This window comes from Bradyrhizobium septentrionale (genome assembly GCF_011516645.4).
GTDB classification, from domain to species: domain Bacteria; phylum Pseudomonadota; class Alphaproteobacteria; order Rhizobiales; family Xanthobacteraceae; genus Bradyrhizobium; species Bradyrhizobium septentrionale.
Map to the genome: position 1 here is coordinate 2078469 of NZ_CP088285.1, position 17520 is coordinate 2095988.

General features: G+C 63.0%; 21 protein-coding genes. 10 read left to right on the plus strand and 11 right to left on the minus strand.

Annotated features, from left to right (window positions below):
• Nucleotides 1-13: 13 nt before the first annotated feature.
• Nucleotides 14-337 carry a hypothetical protein gene (locus HAP48_RS11755; RefSeq protein WP_166213657.1) on the plus strand — a complete coding sequence of 108 codons (324 nt, stop codon included), beginning with the start codon at nt 14-16 and terminating at the stop codon, nt 335-337.
• A gap of 313 nt (nt 338-650) precedes the next feature.
• On the opposite strand, the gene HAP48_RS11760 is transcribed toward HAP48_RS11755, so the two are convergent.
• On the minus strand, nt 651-911 hold the full coding sequence (locus HAP48_RS11760; protein ID WP_084518382.1) for a DUF1488 family protein: 261 nt from the start codon (nt 909-911) through the stop codon (nt 651-653).
• A gap of 793 nt (nt 912-1704) precedes the next feature.
• Here HAP48_RS11760 and HAP48_RS11765 point away from each other — a divergent pair.
• From HAP48_RS11765 to HAP48_RS11790, 6 genes are all read left to right on the plus strand, one after another.
• Nucleotides 1705-2169, plus strand: coding sequence for a response regulator (locus HAP48_RS11765; RefSeq protein WP_420869863.1), 465 nt, complete (start codon nt 1705-1707; stop codon nt 2167-2169).
• 94 nt (nt 2170-2263) lie between these two features.
• Nucleotides 2264-3043, plus strand: a complete 780-nt coding sequence (locus tag HAP48_RS11770; RefSeq protein WP_166216538.1) for a sensor histidine kinase — start codon at nt 2264-2266, stop codon at nt 3041-3043.
• A gap of 166 nt (nt 3044-3209) precedes the next feature.
• Nucleotides 3210-3410 (plus strand): hypothetical protein, encoded by a 201-nt coding sequence (locus HAP48_RS11775; protein WP_166202910.1) that lies wholly within the window; start codon nt 3210-3212, stop codon nt 3408-3410.
• A gap of 417 nt (nt 3411-3827) precedes the next feature.
• A complete protein-coding gene (locus tag HAP48_RS11780) occupies nt 3828-4322 on the plus strand; it encodes a hypothetical protein (protein ID WP_035976533.1) in 495 nt (164 codons plus the stop codon).
• A gap of 27 nt (nt 4323-4349) precedes the next feature.
• Nucleotides 4350-4721 (plus strand): signal transduction histidine kinase, encoded by a 372-nt coding sequence (locus tag HAP48_RS11785; protein ID WP_166213656.1) that lies wholly within the window; start codon nt 4350-4352, stop codon nt 4719-4721.
• A 23-nt stretch (nt 4722-4744) separates the two neighbouring features.
• Nucleotides 4745-4975, plus strand: coding sequence for a hypothetical protein (locus HAP48_RS11790; RefSeq protein WP_224497023.1), 231 nt, complete (start codon nt 4745-4747; stop codon nt 4973-4975).
• A 37-nt stretch (nt 4976-5012) separates the two neighbouring features.
• Here the strand turns inward: HAP48_RS11790 and HAP48_RS11795 are convergent, their stop codons facing one another.
• The 3 genes from HAP48_RS11795 to HAP48_RS11805 all read right to left on the minus strand — a co-directional run bounded on the left by HAP48_RS11795 (nt 5013) and on the right by HAP48_RS11805 (nt 8360).
• The gene (locus tag HAP48_RS11795; protein ID WP_166213655.1) at nt 5013-6017 is read right to left on the minus strand and encodes an Hsp33 family molecular chaperone; all 1005 of its coding nucleotides are present in this window, start codon (nt 6015-6017) and stop codon (nt 5013-5015) included.
• Between the two features lie 208 nt (nt 6018-6225).
• Entirely contained in the window at nt 6226-7152 is a 927-nt protein-coding gene (gene argF / locus HAP48_RS11800) for an ornithine carbamoyltransferase (protein WP_166216535.1), read from the minus strand.
• The gene (locus HAP48_RS11805) at nt 7152-8360 is read right to left on the minus strand and encodes an aspartate aminotransferase family protein (RefSeq protein ID WP_166213654.1); all 1209 of its coding nucleotides are present in this window, start codon (nt 8358-8360) and stop codon (nt 7152-7154) included. Before HAP48_RS11805 ends, argF begins: the two co-directional genes overlap by 1 nt.
• Nucleotides 8361-8858: 498 nt before the next feature.
• On the opposite strand from HAP48_RS11805, the gene HAP48_RS11810 reads away from it, so the two are divergent.
• The 3 genes from HAP48_RS11810 (at nt 8859) to HAP48_RS11820 (ending at nt 10165) form a co-directional block, all read left to right on the plus strand.
• Entirely contained in the window at nt 8859-9371 is a 513-nt protein-coding gene (locus HAP48_RS11810; RefSeq protein ID WP_029079894.1) for a GcrA family cell cycle regulator, read from the plus strand.
• A gap of 258 nt (nt 9372-9629) precedes the next feature.
• Nucleotides 9630-9983: a hypothetical protein gene (locus tag HAP48_RS11815; protein WP_166213653.1), complete on the plus strand. Its 354-nt coding sequence runs from the start codon at nt 9630-9632 to the stop codon at nt 9981-9983.
• Nucleotides 9984-10024: 41 nt separating this feature from the next.
• Nucleotides 10025-10165, plus strand: coding sequence for a hypothetical protein (locus tag HAP48_RS11820; protein WP_166213652.1), 141 nt, complete (start codon nt 10025-10027; stop codon nt 10163-10165).
• A 343-nt stretch (nt 10166-10508) separates the two neighbouring features.
• Here HAP48_RS11820 and HAP48_RS11825 read toward each other — a convergent pair whose 3' ends face one another.
• The 7 genes from HAP48_RS11825 to pstS all read right to left on the minus strand — a co-directional run bounded on the left by HAP48_RS11825 (nt 10509) and on the right by pstS (nt 17415).
• Nucleotides 10509-11543 (minus strand): IS110 family RNA-guided transposase, encoded by a 1035-nt coding sequence (locus tag HAP48_RS11825; protein WP_166203463.1) that lies wholly within the window; start codon nt 11541-11543, stop codon nt 10509-10511.
• A gap of 320 nt (nt 11544-11863) precedes the next feature.
• On the minus strand, nt 11864-12574 hold the full coding sequence (gene phoB / locus HAP48_RS11830; RefSeq protein ID WP_029079895.1) for a phosphate regulon transcriptional regulator PhoB: 711 nt from the start codon (nt 12572-12574) through the stop codon (nt 11864-11866).
• A gap of 129 nt (nt 12575-12703) precedes the next feature.
• The gene (gene phoU, locus HAP48_RS11835) at nt 12704-13420 is read right to left on the minus strand and encodes a phosphate signaling complex protein PhoU (protein ID WP_024578984.1); all 717 of its coding nucleotides are present in this window, start codon (nt 13418-13420) and stop codon (nt 12704-12706) included.
• Between the two features lie 101 nt (nt 13421-13521).
• A complete protein-coding gene (pstB, locus tag HAP48_RS11840) occupies nt 13522-14340 on the minus strand; it encodes a phosphate ABC transporter ATP-binding protein PstB (protein WP_050403108.1) in 819 nt (272 codons plus the stop codon).
• Nucleotides 14337-15182, minus strand: coding sequence for a phosphate ABC transporter permease PstA (gene pstA / locus HAP48_RS11845; protein WP_051346119.1), 846 nt, complete (start codon nt 15180-15182; stop codon nt 14337-14339). Before pstA ends, pstB begins: the two co-directional genes overlap by 4 nt.
• A gap of 4 nt (nt 15183-15186) precedes the next feature.
• Nucleotides 15187-16176, minus strand: coding sequence for a phosphate ABC transporter permease subunit PstC (gene pstC / locus HAP48_RS11850; RefSeq protein ID WP_166213651.1), 990 nt, complete (start codon nt 16174-16176; stop codon nt 15187-15189).
• A 228-nt stretch (nt 16177-16404) separates the two neighbouring features.
• Nucleotides 16405-17415, minus strand: a complete 1011-nt coding sequence (gene pstS / locus HAP48_RS11855; protein WP_166213650.1) for a phosphate ABC transporter substrate-binding protein PstS — start codon at nt 17413-17415, stop codon at nt 16405-16407.
• Between the last annotated feature and the right edge of the window lie 105 nt (nt 17416-17520).

A 17520-nucleotide genomic window follows, 5' to 3' on the forward strand; every position in this document is an offset into this window, starting at 1 on the left:
TTGGAGGATTAGTATGAAGAATCTCGCGATCTATTTGACGGCCGGCGCAAGTGCCCTTGTCATGACTGCCACAACCACGGCTTACGCCGGACCGCTTTCGCTCGGCGCGTCCGTTACGCCGGCGAGCAACATCCACAACGTTCGCATGGTTTGCCGCGAAGACGGCCGTTGCTGGCGTGAACGTGGCGAACGACGCGTCATCATCCGCGAGCGCGGTGATTCATACGGATATGCGCCTCGCGAGCGCTACATCGAGCGCCATGACTATGAAGAGCGTGGTGGCATCGGGTTCCGCGCGCCGGGCGTGAGCGTCGGAATCGGGACCGACCGCTACTGAGGAAACGGAAAGCGCCAAAAAGGGCCGCGGAGAAATCCGCGGCTTTTCTTTTTGGCGGCCCTGCAAACGGCGTGGACATGGTCCGCCGGCCAACTGCCCGCCTTCACATGTGAGGGGCACTGGCGCCCCGCATGCGCTCCAGGAACCAGAAAGCCCCGATCGCAACGAACGAGAGAACGAAGATTCCTCCACACGCCAAGAAAGTCTGTACGAAACTCGTATCCATGACATCCTCCAGTTGATCGCTTGCAAGCTCGACCAACGCGCTCAATCTGCCAGATTGTCTCGCGTGATCGGATCGACGGCGCCGATTTCAGAAATTCGCAGCGACCAGATCGTAAGACCCCCTACTTCCGCGAACATAGACCCTGGCAGCGGCGGCACAGATCAGATCGCGGTTGGCATCGAACGCGTTCAGAAGGCCCGGCTCGTCGAGGTAGGCATCCGATTGAATGCGTTTCAAGGCGCCTTCGGTGACGAAGAATGATGCCTCAATAGCACTGTCATATCCCCAAAACCGCACGGCGCGCCGCGTCTGGTCGTATGAACGACTATGATTTGGAAACTCAATCATGGATAAGGCCTATCAGGTTGATGCCATGGCGTGCCGTGCCCCGTGACGCGCACATTGAAGCGACGTGACGTCGGTCGATATCGGGGGCAAGATTTGGCGGCTAAGGCTTCGCGCTTCCGCAAAGGGGATGCTGTAACAATACAGTTGCGCTACCGCTTACGTGGCTACTCCACTAACCAATGACAAGCCCACTCGCACCAGGCCCCCACAAATAGATCGCGATTCGCCTTGTTGTCGGGCGGAAGGATCGCTACGTGTTCAGTATCACCGCGCGCCCCGGGCTGTTACCGGTGACTGAGAGTGTTGCGCTCCCGCCTTGACCAAAACAGGCGGTTACATGTCAGATATCTCCAAATTCGATCTTCGCGGGTTGCTCGTACCACCGGTGCTGCTGCCGATCTTCTTTGTGCTGCTGGTCGCCGCCGTGGTCGTCATTCAATGGTGATCCAACGCTGCGCGCTTTCGCCGCAGGCCGGATCGCCTCGGATGAAACAAACCCAATCAACGCTGGCTCACGATCTCGATGATCCGAGCGGTGGCCGCCGTGGACGAGGCGCGCGAAATGCCGCCGAAATGCAGGAGCTTCTCTGCGGTAAAACGCGGCGGAGCAGCCGATTGAACGGCCTAAGAGGGCGGTGCGCTGCTGTGTGCTCGCTCCCGACTGAGAACCAACACGCTAGTGACACGCAGGAGCAAGCGCGCCGTTTGTCGCCGGCGCGAGATGGCAACGTGCATTCGCGGCGAGCTTATATCATTTATCAGCTGGCCGGGGATCGAATGGGCACCGAGACGCTTGTCCCAGATCGACTGCCTCGTCCGGTTCAGGGCAGCTTCGATCTCTCAAATCGCTGCGAGCGGCGTTCCAGGCGTTCTAATGGTACTCGATCATTCAGGCATTCCAGCTGTTGTGCTCATTGTCGAGGACGAGATGCTGCTTCGCATGCGCGCGGTAGAAATGGTGGAAGACGCCGGCTATACGCCACTTGAGGCCATGGATGCCGATGAGGCTGTCGCCATCCTGGAATCCAGGTCCGATATCGCGCTGGTATGCACCGACATCCAGATGCCCGGCAGCATGGACGGCCTTGAACTCGCACATGCCGTGCACGGGCGTTGGCCGTCGATCAAGATCATCGTGGTATCGGGGCAATCGAACCTGCCGAGCCTTGATATTCCCGCCTGCAGCAGGTCCTTCGCCAAGCCACTCGATGCCGGGGAAGTGATAGCTGAGATGCATGGCATGATCGGCCGGGCCTGATGCCCTCGCGTTTTTCGTGCCGGATACGTCCAGATTCGCCTGATTGCGCAGAAAACATTCGCCGAAGAGCCAGCTTCTAATGATATGGTCGATGATGTCTCCAGCCGACCTCCGCACAGACCCGCGTGCTGCAAGCCGCTTAGCACCGCAGCAAGACGTTCTGGCGGAAGAGAATGTCAGCCTTCGGCTTCTCCTCGCGCAGGCCGAGATCGATGCGCAGAGTTTGCTGACCGCGGCCGGCATTGACGCCAAGGAGCGCGAAGCGGCCGACAAGCTGCAGAAGGTGATCCTCGAGGAGCTTCACCACCGCATCAAGAACACGCTCGCAACCGTCGGTGCCATCGTCTCCCAGAGCCTGCGCAACCTGGAAGGAGCTGAACACGCGCAGCACGCCATCGCGGGCCGGCTGCTGGCGCTCGGGCGGGCGCACGATCTCCTGCTGCAGGCAAGATGGAGCAGCGCGGATCTTGGCACGGTCGTCCGCGGCGCCACCGAAGCATTCAACAATCCGGATGAGCCGAAGTTCTCCATTTCAGGACCCGATATTCGCATGACGTCGGGCGCCGTCATCGCCATCGCAATGACGCTCAACGAGCTCTGCACGAACACCACGAAGTTCGGTGCCCTGTCCGCTCCACAAGGGCGGATCGACATCAGTTGGACGCTGGATCAACCAGCACAGCGCTTGCATCTGACATGGATCGAGAAGAACGGTCCGGCAGTCCACCCTCCCGAAAAGCGCGGTTTCGGGACACGGCTGATCGAGACGCTTGGCAGGCAACTGCGCGGCGACGTGCGGCTAAGCTATGAGCCGACCGGTTTCGTGTACGCATTCAATGCACCATTGGCTTCTCTGACATCGTCAACCGCATAGTGGACGTCCCCAACCCACCCGCCAAAGTTGGGATATGACCCTCGATGACGAATTAAGTCGACTACCGGGCATAAGGGGTATCTACTGCAGTCATCACCGCTCCGCCTCTGGCCGATATCGGTGACTGAGAGTGCTCCAAGCTCCCGCCAGTAATCAGGAGAGCTTTATGCCGATTGCCCAACACAGCCAGCCTGAACCGCCGCCTCATGATCTGCTGGCGTTAGAGGCGGTGAGGATAAGGGATGCTGCGAAGCCATTGCTGCCCAGCCTTCAGCGCGATGCGATGCTTCGCAAGGCGCGCCTGATCGAGACCGCCTCGCACATCAATGATTGGCTGACATCTCCCGGCCTGCGAACGCCCTGCTAGAGCGTCGAGCGAAGGGGACCGGTTCGCGTGAAGAAAACGTGTCACACTGACAAACTGGAGCTTCGCTTCTGATTCAATCAGAACCGAAGCTCTGGCTGCCGACCTTGAGGAAAAGCCGCCCCATGACGAGGCGGACTGAGGCCGCCATTCATCGGATGCCGAAGGGCATGGCCTCCGGTCGTCTCTCACCAGGCAACGGCGTCGACATCGGCTCTGACCTGTCCTTCAGGAACAGGCGACCGCGGTGAACGTTGTCGCGGTGCAGATATTCACGCGCGCCATCCGATTTTGTTGTGCTCGGTGATTTGTGGCCTTGGTGCTCGTTATTCGACCCATTGCTTCCCATATAAAAGATCATCCTCGTCGGCCATCGAGATTGGCCGGAATGCGCGGAGACCTCCAACGAAAGGGCCCGCCATGTTCAAATCTCAGCAGTATCGTGCCAAGGCAGCCGCATATGGCGAACTGATCAAGCGTTCGAGCGGTCAGGGCGAAAGCCGCAAGTTTCAGGAGCAGCAAGACCGCCTCGCTTCGCTCGCGGACAACGAGCAGCAACTGGCGGACAATTTTGACGACGCAGTGAACGTTGCGGAGCAGGACCGCTCCCGCGGCGCGGCCCTTGCCGCCGAAGAGGAGTACGTACTGCGGTGTCTCGGCGCGGCCGTCATCATGCAATGGAACGTCCTGCCGAAGACGCTACAGCGGGAAATCTTCGACACCGCCGGATCGGTCGGAAAGCTGCTGGAGACGGCGGCGCTCCGCGGGCAGATCGCTCGCTTCCTGCACAAGCACAAGGATGATGCCGATCGCAACAAGGTTCTGGAGGCGCGTCAGGATGCGAGATCGCGCGCTGCGGCTTTGTCGCGATGGGACAATGAAGGAGGCGCAGTCCCCGAGGGACTGCCGATGTAAGCAAACTGCAACAATAGGAGATTCGTTATGTCACTCACCCAATTCGGCGTCGATGACGGACCGCACAGCATGGACGGGCTGCGGCTTCTCACCCGGGACGGAAATGAACGGATCGAGGCATTCATCGGCCGCAAGGTGATGGACGTCTGGGCCGAGTCTGTCGAGCACCGCGGCGGACACCGAAGCCTGTTCCGCGATCAATACAATGCGCTTGGCAGACTTAACCTGGCGGCGATCGAGCGGATCGTCAGTGCGAAATACCAACGCGGTGCTGCGTTCAACCGCCAACACCCCTATGTCGAGGTGCTGTTCTCGGACATCACCGACAGCGGGGAGACGCTGAATCTGAGCGAACTCGTTCGTGAAGTCTTGCCGCCGGCGTTCCACCGGCTGAGTTGAAGGTCGATCCAGGAGGAATTCCCATGATGAAGAAATCCCCACCGTCCACTGACGAGCCAGAGCCGAAGAAACCACTGCGCGCCGACCGGCCTCCCGCCGAAGGTTTCGTGATCATTGTCGACAAACATTTCAAGTCGGAGTTCGACACGGTCGAGGCAGCTGAAACGTCCGGCCGACAACTGAAGGCGGCTTATCCGATGCTTCAGATCGAAATCTATGACGCCGTCAGCAAGACCCGCACCTTGCTGAGCTGACAGGCCTGGTTACCGGGCCTCGTGGACAGGTTGCCGCCTACTCCGCGCCGGCTTCCTGCGGCGTGAATTCATACACCGACGAGCAGAACTCGCAGGTGACGACGACCTTGCCGTCCTTGACCATCTCGGCGCGATCGTTCGGCGCAAAGCTCTTCAGCATCGACGACACCGCATCGCGCGAGCAGGAGCACTGCGCGCGCAACGTCTGCGGGTTGAAGACGCGAACGCCGCGTTCGTGGAACAGCCGGTACAGCAGCCGTTCGCCGGAGAGATCGGGATCGATCAGTTCGACATCCTCGACGGTCGAGATCAGCGATTGTCCCTCGACCCAGGCGTCATCATCAGGCACGTGATGCGTGGCCGTCCCCTCCGGCGCATCGCCGGGGTGCAGATCCGCCTGCTTGGCGCGCTCGGGCGCTTTGGGCAGGAATTGCAGCAGGATGCCGCCGGCGCGCCAGTGCAGCTTGCCGCCCTCGCCACCGCGCATCTCCTCACCGACCGCAAGCCGCACCCGCGTCGGGATCTGCTCGGAGCGCAGGAAATATTCATGGGCCGCCTCTTCGAGGCCGCCGCCGTCGAGCGCGACCAGTCCCTGGTAGCGGCTGGTGGTGTTCGCGCCCTGGTCGATGGTCATCGCGAGATGGCCTTTGCCGAGCAGCTCGCCCGAGCTCTGGCCAGTCTTGAGGCGCGCCTCGTCGTAACGCGCATAGGCACGCAGCCGGTCGGGCGCCTGGAAATCGACGATCAGCAGCGAGACCGGACCGTCGGTCCGGGTCTGCAGGATGAAGCGGCCCTCGAACTTGACCGACGAGCCGAGCAGCGTGGTCAGCACAATGGCCTCGCCGAGCAGCTTGCCCACCGCCGGCGGATAATCGTGCTTGTGCAGGATCTCGTCGAGCGCAGGGCCGAGCCGGGTCAGCCGGCCGCGCAGATCCAGCGCGCCGACCTCGAAGGCCAGCACGGCATCGTCGACAGGAACCGCTGACGGCGCGCGAACCGGCGCCTCGGGCGTGATTTTGATGTCGGGGGATTGTGAAACCATGGCGCTCTATCTGGGGTCTCGAACCATGAAATAAAGGGGTTCACTCAACGAGAGATGCGTCGTCCCTGCGAAAGCAGGGACCCATAACCACCACTGTCGGTTGATGCATCCAGCTGAGGCCCCAGCCTTCACAACAATTGACAGCGGTGGTTATGGGTCCCGGGTCGCGCTGCGCTTGCCCGGGACGACAACACTTGCTGACCTACGACTACGCGACCGCGTCGAAACACCAGGCCAGAATGCCCTTCTGCGCATGCAGGCGGTTTTCCGCCTCGTCGAACACCACGGATTGCGGGCCGTCGATCACCTCGTCGGTGACCTCCTCGCCGCGATGCGCGGGCAGGCAGTGCATGAACAGCGCATCCGGCTTGGCGAGCGACATCAGCTTGGCATTGACCTGATAGGGCTTCAGCACATTGTGGCGGTGCTCGCCCTCCTTGTCGCCCATCGACACCCAGGTATCGGTGACGACGCAGTCGGCGCCACGCACGGCGGCTTCCGGATCGGTGCCGAGCATGATCGGCGCACCGGTCGCCTTGATCCAGTCGCGCATCGGCTTCTTCGGCGAGAGCTCCGGCGGGGTCGCGACATTGAGCTGGAACTTGAAGCGCTCTGCTGCGTGTGCCCAGGAGGCCAGCACGTTGTTGTCGTCGCCGGTCCAGGCCACCGTCTTGCCCTCGATCGAGCCGCGGTTTTCCTCATAGGTCATGAGGTCGGCCATCACCTGGCAGGGATGCGAACGGCGGGTCAGGCCGTTGATGACGGGAACGGTGGCGTGGGCGGCGAGCTCGAGCAGCGCGTCATGGTTGAGGATGCGGATCATGATCGCATCGACATAGCGCGACAGCACGCGCGCGGTGTCGGCAATGGTCTCGCCGCGGCCGAGCTGCATCTCGGCGCCGGTCAGCATGATGGCTTCACCGCCGAGCTGGCGCATGCCGACGTCGAACGACACCCTTGTGCGGGTCGACGGGCGCTCGAAGATCATCGCCAGCGTCTTGCCCTCGAGCGGCTTCCCGCCCTTCTCATGGGCCTTCAGCTTCGCCTTCATGGCGGCGCCGGCGGACAGCATGTTGCGCAGCTCGGCGAGCGGCAGCTCGTTGATATCGAGGAAGTGACGGACCGGCTTGCTCATCATCCCGCCGCCTTCTTCGGCTGGGCCGCCGCCAGCGCAGAGCAGGCGCGCTCGAGCGAGCCGATCGACTGGTCGATCTCGGCCTCGGTCACGATCAGGGGCGCCAGGAAGCGCACCACATTGTCGCCGGCACCGACGGTGAGCAGCTTCTCGTTGCGCAGCGCGGCGACGAGGTCGCCCGAGGGCACCACAGCCTTGACGCCGATCAAAAGGCCCTCGCCGCGCACTTCCGCCAGCACGGACGGATAGCGGTCGACGACGGAGGCGAGCTTCTGCTTGAGCAGCAGCGACATCTTCTGCACGTGCTCGAAGAAGCCGGGCTTCAGCATCACGTCGAGCACGGCATTGGCCGCGGCGACCGCGAGCGGATTGCCGCCGAAGGTCGAGCCGTGCGAACCCGGCGCCATGCCCTCAGCGGCCTTGGCGCTCGCCAGCACCGCGCCGATCGGGAAGCCGCCACCGAGCGCCTTCGCCAGCGACATCACGTCAGGGGTCACGCCGGTGCGCTTGTAGGCGAACAGGTCGCCGGTGCGGCCCATACCGGTCTGCACCTCGTCGAATGCCAGCAGCAGGCCATGCTCGTCGCAGAGCGCGCGCAGCGCCTTGAAGAACGCCTGCGGCGCCGAGCGCACGCCGCCCTCGCCCTGCACCGGCTCGATCAGGATGCCGGCAGTGTGCGGGCCGATCGCTTTCTTGACGGCCTCGATGTCGCCATGCGGCACCTGGTCGAAGCCGTCCATCGGCGGGCCAAAACCCTCGAGATATTTTGGCGAGCCGGTCGCAGCCAGCGTGCCCAGCGTGCGGCCGTGGAAGGCGCCTTCGAAGGTGATGATGCGGTAGCGCTCGGGATGGCCCTTGGAGAAGTGATAATGGCGGACGAGCTTGATCACGCCCTCCATCGCCTCCGCGCCGGAATTGCAGAAGAACACGAAGTCGGCAAAGCTCTGCTCGCACAGCCGGGCGGCCAGCACCTCGCCGTCCGGGCTCTTGAACAGGTTGGACATGTGCCAGAGCTTGGTCGCCTGTTCCTGCAGCGCCTTGACCAGATGCGGATGCGCGTGCCCGAGTGCGTTCACCGCAACGCCCGAGGTGAAGTCGAGATAGCGGTCGCCGTTGGTTGCGATCAGCCAGGCGCCCTCACCGCGCTCGAAGCCGAGATCGACCCTGGCGAAGACGGGGAGCAGATGCGACGAGGCGCTGTTGGTCATGGCGTTCACTGCCGGTTTGAAGCCGACAATTGCCGTGCGCGCCTTGACGCCAGTGCAGCAACGGCCAGCTTCGGAAAACAAAACGGCCGCCTTTGCGGGCGGCACGTGCAGGCATTCTATGCTGCGGCCAGTAGGTGTCAATCGCCAGCAGCCGGCCTTTGCCGGCCTTCCTGCGATGCGGAACGAGCGCAATCCGGAGCATTCCGGTGCGGTGGAAAAGCCTCATTGTAGTGCTTAACTTTGTGGGAACATGTGGACGCACGGCCGCGGACTCTTGCGCCAGAGTCACGCCATATTGTAGCGTTTGGCCTGTCGGGTACGACATCTCGTGCGGCAGTACTGGACCCTCTAAGTAGCCTTCGTGTCACACGTAAACGTTCGGGCGCAAGACCGCGCCCGGCGAGGGCTAAGGGATTCTGGCCGCTGGGATTTTGACCCGGATTTGGCTCGCAGCGTCGCTCCAATGACTGGCCGGCGCCATGCGAAAGGAAGAATGCGATGACTGTATTGACCTGGTCCGACGATCGCGTCGAGCAGCTGAAGAAGCTCTGGGAGTCTGGCCTGTCGGCCAGCCAGATCGCCGCGGAACTTGGCAATGTGACGCGAAACGCCGTGATCGGCAAAGTGCATCGGCTCGGCCTCTCCGGCCGCGCCAAGGCCCCCTCCACGGCCGCGCCGCGGCAGCGCAAGGCCCGCCCCGCCCAGCACATGATGCGGGTGGCGCGTCCGGTCTCGCGCGGCAACACCGCGCTGGCGCACGCCTTCGAGGTCGAGATGGAGCCCGATCCGATCTCCTACGACAACGTTGTGCCGATGAGCCAGCGGCTGTCGCTGCTCGAGCTGAACGAGGCCACCTGCCACTGGCCGGTCGGTGATCCCTCGAGCCCGGAATTCTTCTTCTGCGGCGGCAAGGCGCTCGGCGGCCTGCCCTATTGCGCGCACCACTCGCGCGTCGCCTACCAGCCCGCCGGCGATCGCCGCCGGCCGTCGGCGAAACCGCAGATCAAGTGAGCACTCGGGAAACCGGCGTAGACTTGAAAAACAAATCCCCGCGAAAGCGGGGATTTTTTTGTGGCAGTCTCGACCTGGCTTCGCAACCAATCGGTGCGGACCGTTTCCTAAAATTTTATCGCTGATGGCGAGCCATTCGCAACGTTACAATTGTATCGGTGCTGGATCACACGCAGATCGAGCATCCATCACATGGCAAGCGAACAGACTGACCTGACACAGGCGTCCAGGGACACGCCCGTTAGAGGCGCAGCCAAGATGACGTATCGCGACGAAATCGTGTTCGAGCTTTGGCGAGCACCGCGGGTGCTGCTCTTCGGCTTCCTGGCACCCTTCGGCGCCTTCTTCTTGTGGGCGGTCTATCTCTTCGTTTCTTGTCTCCCCAATAGTTGGACCTATGCGGTCGCGCACCCCGGTGTGGCAATACAATGGTATTTTGCCTCCATCTGGCATTACGCCGTGAGCTGGCTTCCGTTCACGCTGTCTGTCTATTTCTTTCGCCGGCAAGCTATTTGGCTGTGGTACCGGCTCAGCGTCGGTCGCACAGGGATCACGTATGAGGTCACCGAAAGCGGCATCACCAACGATATGGCAAAGGTCCCACCATCCTAATGCCTTGGGCCAACGTCAAATCGCTAGCTCGAACGAACAGATTGCTGTTGCTGCGCTCCGATTATCAGGGCTGGTGGTATCTGCCGTGGCAAGCTTTCGATGCCGCAAGCCAAGAGCAGCTTTGGGCCTATGCGCAGCAACATGTTGCCGGCGCAAGCAAGAGCCCAACAGCTTCGGTTTGACCGATAGCGCGGCGAAGCGAGGTCTACCCGACGCACACCGCCAAACTTTGGGGAGGCGATTGTGGATTTTCGTTTAGCTGCATCCGGGCTTCTGTAACGGGCCTTGGTAAGTCAATCCCTTTTTGCGTGATCCAGTCGCCGGGCACTTGCTTCTGTACGGGATCGGCGCGGTGGCCGTCGCCTGATGGGGTGCATTGAGGAGCCGGCCGGCCAATCTACGGAAGCGTGGTTGTGAGCCACTTCCCGGATGGCGGCCTGACCGGATCCATCGTCCCGGCGAAGGGACCTCGCTCAGGGAGAGCCTGGTGTCGTGGCCCGCCCGGAACCGATTGCTGCTCCTTGCTTAGGTTGCCGAGGCCTTGGCCATCGGGTTGAACGGTTTGGCGTCGGCGAGCATGCGATGCAGGATCACGGCGAGCTTGCGTGCAAGCGCCACCTTGGCCTTGCGCATGCCTGCGCGCCGGGCGATCCGCATCGCCCAGCCCTTCAGCGCCGAGCAGTTCCTGACCGGCTTGGTCAGCATGACATGAGCCGCCTGATAGAGCGCCTCGCGCACGGAGGCATCGCCGATCTTGCTGATGCGGCCGGTATAGTCGGTTTCGCCCGATTGGTACTTCTTCGGGGTGAGGCCAAAATGCGCTCCCGTCGCCTTCGATGACCGGAAGCGCTTCGGGTCGTCGATCGCCGAGGCATAGGTGAGCGCCACGATCGGGCCGACGGACGGTGTCGTCATCAAGAGCTTCGCCTGCGGGTGCGACCTGGCGAGCCTTTGGGTGTGCTTATCCAGGCCATTGAACTCGCGCCGCAGCACGGCGTGGGCTTCGAGCAGTGCCTGGGCCACCACCTCAAGTCCAGGATGGCCCGCTACGAGCTCCCGGATGCGTTCGGCGAACGTGCGCTCGGTGGTCGGGCCGACCTTCAGACCGAAGCCGCGGAGCACGCCGCGCAGGCTGTTCTCGATGTCGCGCAGCTTCGACTGCAGCAGCTTGCGTGCCGTCAGAACCGCCCGCGTCTCCTGCGCTTCGATCGACTTGCAGTGCACCGGCCGGAACCAGCCCAGCCGCATCAGTTGCGCGATCCCGCGGGCATCGTTGCGGTCCGACTTCACCGGCATCGCCTTGAAGGCATCGCGGACGTGCCGCGTCTCCAACAGTTCGACTGCCAGGCCCGCATCCCGCATCGCTGCGTAGAGCCATTGCGACAGCGGACCAGCCTCCAGCCCGATCCGTTCCAGCACCAACCCCAGCGACCGGAACCAGCCGATCAAGGCCTCCGGCTCGCTCGCAACCTTCGCCTCGCGCAAAATCTTACCCGTCCCATCGACAAGGCAGACGCTCGAGCATTCCAAAGACACGTCGATTCCTGCATAGTGGTACATGGTCGTCCCTTAATGATGCTTGGAGCGGGCTTGCCCGACTCCGTTGACACCATCAGTTTGAGGGACGACCGCCTTCCAACCAACAGGCCGCTCGCGAGCGCGCTTCCAAAGCGCGCCGTAGCGAGCGGGCGGCCGGCCCGTTACCCCATCTACGTCTGCATCACCGGTGTCGTCCCGCCGCAGGCCGGGACCCATCATAACCACCGGCGCAGGTGGTCAGGCCGGGCTGCGGCCCCCAGCGCGTTCCAACAATCAAGATTCGTGGTTATGGGTCCCGGCTTTCGCCGGGACGACGCTGTAGTTTATTTGCGGCTCCGCGGCTACGGCTGCGGCTCGGCCTTCGCGAAGCGGTCGTCGAGCGCGTAGCCGGCGCCGCGCACGGTGCGGATCGGATCCTGCTCGCGGCCCGGATTGAGCAGCTTGCGCAGGCGGCCGATATGCACGTCGACGGTGCGCTCATCGATATAGATGTCGCGGCCCCAGACGCTGTCGAGCAGCTGCTCGCGGCTGAACACCCGGCCGGGATGTTCGAGGAAGAATTCGAGCAGGCGATATTCGGTCGGCCCGAGATCGATCGGGCGGCCCGAGCGCGCCACGCGGCGCTTCTCGCGGTCGAGCTCGATGTCGCCATAGGTCAGCACGGTGGCAAGCCGCTCCGGGCTCGCACGGCGCAGCAGGCCCTTCACCCGCGCCAGCAGCTCGGGCACCGAGAACGGCTTGACGATGTAGTCGTCGGCGCCGGTGGCAAGCCCGCGCACGCGCTCACTCTCCTCGCCGCGCGCGGTCAGCATGATGATCGGAAGCTGCTTGGTCTCCGGCCGCGCCCGCAGGCGGCGGCACAGCTCGATGCCGGACAGGCCCGGCAGCATCCAGTCGAGCACAACGAGGTCGGGGATGCGCTCCTTCAGCCTGGTGTCGGCGTCGTCGCCGCGTCCCACCGTTTCGACATCGTAGCCTTCCGCATCGAGGTTGTAGCGCAACAGTGTCGTCAGCGCTTCCTCGTCTTCGACTACCAGAATGCGTGCGCTCATCGGTCTAAGTTCTTTCTCTGTGGTGATCCGTTGCCCAAACGCAAACCGAAACACTCAACCCCTGAGCATATTCCCCGTGGAAACGGTTTGTCGCGACGACAATCCGGTTCCGCCGATGCGGATCATGCCCTAGTTACCCGGCACCGTGGTGGCGAAATTGGTCATATCGCCCTTCGGACGCTTGTCGGTGATCTGCTGGCCCTCGATCATATAGAACACGGTCTCAGCGATATTGGTGGCGTGGTCGCCGATCCGCTCGATGTTCTTGGCGCAGAACATCAGATGGATGCAGAACGAGATGTTGCGCGGATCTTCCATCATGTAGGTCAAGAGCTCGCGGAACAGCGAGGTGCAGATCGCATCGACCTCCTCGTCGCCCTTCCAGACGTTCATCGCCGCCGGCAGATCGTGCGCGGCATAGGCGTCAAGCACCGACTTGACCTGCGACAGCACGAGGTCGGTCATGTGCTCGAGGCCGCGGATCAGCTTCAGCGGCTGGAAATCGCTCTCCAGCGCCGCGACGCGCTTGCCCATGTTCTTGGCGAGGTCACCGATCCGCTCGAGGTCGGTGGCGACCCGCATCGCGCTGACGATCTCGCGCAGGTCGATCGCCATCGGCTGGCGGCGGGCGATCGTCAGCACCGCGCGCTCTTCGATGACGCGCTGCAGATTGTCGATCTCGATGTCGGCGGCGACCACGCGCTTGCCGAGCGCGACGTCGCGCCGGATCAGCGCGTCGACCGACTCGGTGATCATGCGCTCGACGAGGCCGCCCATCTCGGCGACCAGGCGGGTCAACTCCTGCAGGTCGCTGTCGAATGCCTTGGCGGTATGTTCAGAAGCCATCGCTTGTCTCCCTCAATCATGATCCCGGGGATCATGATTTCGTGTCCTCAGTTTCGCATGATCCAATCGGAAAACCGGTGCCCACTTTTCCGGATCATGCGCTAGCCGAACCGGCCGGTGATGTAGTCCTGGGTGCGTCGATCGCTCGGCGAGGTGAAGATCTTGTTGGTGTCGTCGAACTCGATCAGCTCGCCGAGATACATGAAGGCGGTCTTGTCGGAGACGCGCGCCGCCTGCTGCATGTTGTGGGTGACGATCGCGATCGTGTAGTCCTCGGAGAGCTCCTGGATCAGCTCCTCGACCTTGGCGGTCGAGATCGGGTCGAGCGCCGAGCACGGCTCGTCGAACAGGATCACCTCGGGACGCACCGCCACGGTGCGCGCGATGCACAGCCGCTGCTGCTGGCCTCCGGAGAGCGACAGGCCGGAAGCGTTCAGCTTGTCCTTGACCTCGTTCCACAGCGCGCCGCCGCGCAGCGCCTTCTCGACCCGGTCGTCCATCTCGGACTTCGAGATCTTCTCGTAGAGGCGGATGCCGAAGGCGATGTTCTCGTAGATCGTCATCGGGAACGGCGTCGGCTTCTGGAACACCATGCCGACCCGCGCACGCAGCAGATTGAGGTCGAGCTTGGGATCGAGAATGTTGGTCTGGTCCAGCATCAGCTGACCGACCGCGCGCTGGCCCGGATAGAGATCGTACATCCGGTTGAAGATACGCAGCAGGGTCGACTTGCCGCAGCCGGACGGACCGATGAACGCCGTGACGCGGTTGGTGCCGAGCGTCAGGTTGATGTTCTTCAGCGCGTGGTGCTCGCCGTAATAGAAGTTGAGGTTGCGCACCGTGACTTTCGGCGGCGCTTCCGGCAACGGCACCTGGGGAACGTGGCTCGCGGCGGTCGTGGAGACGGAAAGCTCGGTCATTTTGCGGCCCTTTCGGCACCAAGGATGCGCGCGCCGATGTTCAGCGCGAGCACAGTGAATGTGATGAGCAGCGCACCGCTCCACGCCAGCTCTTTCCAGTAGGCGTAGGGGCTCTGCACGAAGTTGTTGATGGTCACCGGCAGGTTGGCCATGGTCTTGGTCAAATCCCAGCTGAAGAACTGGTTCGACAGCGCGGTGAACAGCAGCGGCGCGGTTTCGCCGGCGACGCGGGCGGTCGCCAGCAGCACGCCGGTGATCAGACCGGATCGCGCTGCACGATAAGCGATCCGCTTGATCACCAGCGAACGCGGCAGGCCGAGCGCGGAGGCCGCCTCGCGCAGCGGATTGGGCACCAGCAGCAGCATGTCCTCGGTGGTGCGCAGCACCACCGGGATCACGATCACGGCGAGCGCGAGCGCGCCCGCGATCGCCGAGAAGCCGCGCATCGGCACCACCACCGCACCATAGATGAACAGGCCGATGATGATCGACGGCGCGCTGAGCAGGATGTCGTTGATGAAGCGGATCACCGAGGTGAGCTTGTCGTTCTTGCCGTATTCGGCGAGGTAGGTGCCGGCGAACAGGCCGAGCGGCGCGCCGATGCCAACGCCGATCACGGTCATGATGACCGAACCGACGATGGCGTTGAGCAGACCGCCTTCGGTCGAGCCGGGCGGCGGCGTGTTCTGGGTGAACAGTTGCACGCTGAGGCCGGCGAGGCCGTTGTAGAGCAGCGTGAACAGGATCAGCGCCAGCCAGGTGACGCCGAACAGCGCCGCACCGACGCAGAGTGCGCGGATGACGATGTCGCTGCGGCGGCGGGATTTGTAGATCGGGTTCATGGCGTTACTTCCCCGCCTTCGTTTCAAGCCGCATCAGCATCAATCGCGCGGCGGCGAGCACGAAGAAGGTCAGCACGAACAGCAGCAGGCCGAGCAGGATCAGGCCGGACTGGTGCAGGCCGTCGCTCTCGGCGAATTCGGAGGCGATCGCGGCCGAGATCGTGGTGCCCGGCGCGAAGATCGACGCCGAGATGCGGAACGAGTTGCCGATGATGAAGGTGACCGCCATGGTCTCGCCGAGCGCGCGGCCGAGCGCCAGCATGATGCCGCCGATCACGCCGACCCGGGTGTAGGGGATCACGACGCTGCGGACGACTTCCCAGGTGGTGCAGCCCATGCCGTAGGCGGCCTCTTTCAGCACCGGCGGTACGGTCTTGAACACGTCGACCGAGATCGCGGTGATGAAGGGCAGCACCATGATCGCAAGGATCAGCGCGGCGTTGAACAGGCTGAGATAGGACGGCGGGCCTCCGAACACCGCACCCAAGACGGGCACACCTTCGAAGATCCGGATCATGAACGGCTGGAACGTGTTGGCCAGGAACGGGCCGAGCACGAAGAAGCCCCACATGCCGTAGATGATCGAGGGAATGCCGGCCAGCAGCTCGATGGCGATGCCGATCGGGCGGCGCAGCATTTGCGGGCAGAGCTCGGTGAGGAAGATGGCGATACCGATGCCGACCGGGATCGCGATCATCATCGCGATGACCGAGGTGATCAGCGTGCCATAGATCGGGCCGAGCGCGCCGAGCACCGGCGGATCGGCCGAGGGCGCCCAGCGCTGCGTCCAGAGGAAGGCGAAACCGTATTCCTTCATCGCCGGCCAGGCGCCGACGATCAGCGACAGGATGATGCCGCCGAGGATCAACAGAACCGAAATCGCCGAGATGCGGGTAATCCAATAGAAGGTGAGATCACCCAGCTTGAAGGCGCTGAGGGCCTTGGCGCGATCGTACGGTCCCGCGGCTTCCATCACATCGCTCTGAACAGCCATGTCTGCCACGCCAATCCCCTCTTTACTATGTGAAAGCCACGCAAACCGCTACGCCCCGAAGCGATCTTCACTGACGCATTTAACCGGCGCCGTTCCGGCTTGCGCCTGTTTGGGGCGCGAAACCCGGTCGCCATCCACGTTTCTTGCCGCGTGATGGAGCCCGGGTCTTGATCGTTCGACCTGTGCCGCGCTTGGAAGGCGGCACAGGCCGTGTCCGAAATATCGAACTTAGCTCTTGATGTCCGACGACCAGGTCTTCTCGATCAGCTTGACGACCGAGTCCGGCATCGGGATGTAGTCGAGCTCTTCGGCCGCCTTGTCACCCTTCTCGAAGGCGTACTTGAAGAACTTGAGCGCTTCCTGCGAGGCCGCCTTGTCGGTCGAGTCCTTGTGCATCAGGATGAAGGTCGCCGCGGTGATCGGCCAGGAGGCTTCGCCCGGCTGGTCGGTCAGGATCACGTAGTACCCGGGAGCCTTGGCCCAGTCGGCATTCGACGCAGCGGCCTGGAAGGCGGCGATGGTCGGCTGCACGGTCTTGCCGGCCTTGTTGACCAGCGCGGTGTAGGTCAGCTTGTTCTGCTTGGCATAGGCGTACTCGACATAGCCGATCGCGTTCTTGGTCTGGCCGATGTTGCCGGCAACGCCTTCGTTGCCCTTGGCGCCGACGCCGACCGGCCATTCGACCGCGGTGCCGGAACCGACCTTGGACTTCCAGTCGGCATTCGACTTGGCGAGATAGTCGGTGAAGTTGAAGGTGGTGCCCGAACCGTCCGAACGGCGCACGACGGTGATGGCGTCGGCCGGCAGGGTCAGCTTCGGATTGAGCTTGGCGATCGCCGCGTCATTCCACTTGGTGATCTTGCCGAGGTAGATGTCGCCGAGCACTTCGCCCGACAGAACGAGGTCGCCCGGCTTGATGCCCTCGACGTTCACGACCGGAACGATCGCGCCCATCACCATCGGCCACTGGACGAGGCCGTCCTTCTCGAGCTGCTCGGCCTTGAGCGGCGCGTCGGTGGCGCCGAAGGTCACGGTCTTGGCCTGGATCTGCTTGATGCCGGCGCCGGAACCGATCGACTGGTAGTTCAGGCCATTGCCGGTGTCCTTCTTGTAGGCGTCAGCCCACTTCGAATAGATCGGGAACGGAAACGTCGCGCCCGCGCCGGTAATATCGGCAGCAAAGGCTGACGTCGAAGCGGCGACCATGCCGGCAGCGACGATTGCTTTGATGAAATTCATGGGGTGGTCTCCATCTTGTGAGCGAAGCGCCGAACGCGCCCGATTGCGCTCACGCCGGTCCATCTAGGAGCGGTCGGTGCTGCTTTTACGAAGGTTGGATGACAG

Coding starts and splice junctions, on each gene's coding strand:
- HAP48_RS11755 (WP_166213657.1), top strand. CDS start 14: ATGAAGAATCTCGCGATCTATTTGACGGCCGGCGCAAGTGCCCTTGTC.
- HAP48_RS11760 (WP_084518382.1), bottom strand. CDS start 911: ATGATTGAGTTTCCAAATCATAGTCGTTCATACGACCAGACGCGGCGC.
- HAP48_RS11770 (WP_166216538.1), top strand. CDS start 2,264: ATGTCTCCAGCCGACCTCCGCACAGACCCGCGTGCTGCAAGCCGCTTA.
- HAP48_RS11775 (WP_166202910.1), top strand. CDS start 3,210: ATGCCGATTGCCCAACACAGCCAGCCTGAACCGCCGCCTCATGATCTG.
- HAP48_RS11780 (WP_035976533.1), top strand. CDS start 3,828: ATGTTCAAATCTCAGCAGTATCGTGCCAAGGCAGCCGCATATGGCGAA.
- HAP48_RS11785 (WP_166213656.1), top strand. CDS start 4,350: ATGTCACTCACCCAATTCGGCGTCGATGACGGACCGCACAGCATGGAC.
- HAP48_RS11790 (WP_224497023.1), top strand. CDS start 4,745: ATGATGAAGAAATCCCCACCGTCCACTGACGAGCCAGAGCCGAAGAAA.
- HAP48_RS11795 (WP_166213655.1), bottom strand. CDS start 6,017: ATGGTTTCACAATCCCCCGACATCAAAATCACGCCCGAGGCGCCGGTT.
- argF (WP_166216535.1), bottom strand. CDS start 7,152: ATGAGCAAGCCGGTCCGTCACTTCCTCGATATCAACGAGCTGCCGCTC.
- HAP48_RS11805 (WP_166213654.1), bottom strand. CDS start 8,360: ATGACCAACAGCGCCTCGTCGCATCTGCTCCCCGTCTTCGCCAGGGTC.
- HAP48_RS11810 (WP_029079894.1), top strand. CDS start 8,859: ATGACTGTATTGACCTGGTCCGACGATCGCGTCGAGCAGCTGAAGAAG.
- HAP48_RS11815 (WP_166213653.1), top strand. CDS start 9,630: ATGACGTATCGCGACGAAATCGTGTTCGAGCTTTGGCGAGCACCGCGG.
- HAP48_RS11825 (WP_166203463.1), bottom strand. CDS start 11,543: ATGTACCACTATGCAGGAATCGACGTGTCTTTGGAATGCTCGAGCGTC.
- phoB (WP_029079895.1), bottom strand. CDS start 12,574: ATGAGCGCACGCATTCTGGTAGTCGAAGACGAGGAAGCGCTGACGACA.
- phoU (WP_024578984.1), bottom strand. CDS start 13,420: ATGGCTTCTGAACATACCGCCAAGGCATTCGACAGCGACCTGCAGGAG.
- pstB (WP_050403108.1), bottom strand. CDS start 14,340: ATGACCGAGCTTTCCGTCTCCACGACCGCCGCGAGCCACGTTCCCCAG.
- pstA (WP_051346119.1), bottom strand. CDS start 15,182: ATGAACCCGATCTACAAATCCCGCCGCCGCAGCGACATCGTCATCCGC.
- pstC (WP_166213651.1), bottom strand. CDS start 16,176: ATGGCTGTTCAGAGCGATGTGATGGAAGCCGCGGGACCGTACGATCGC.
- pstS (WP_166213650.1), bottom strand. CDS start 17,415: ATGAATTTCATCAAAGCAATCGTCGCTGCCGGCATGGTCGCCGCTTCG.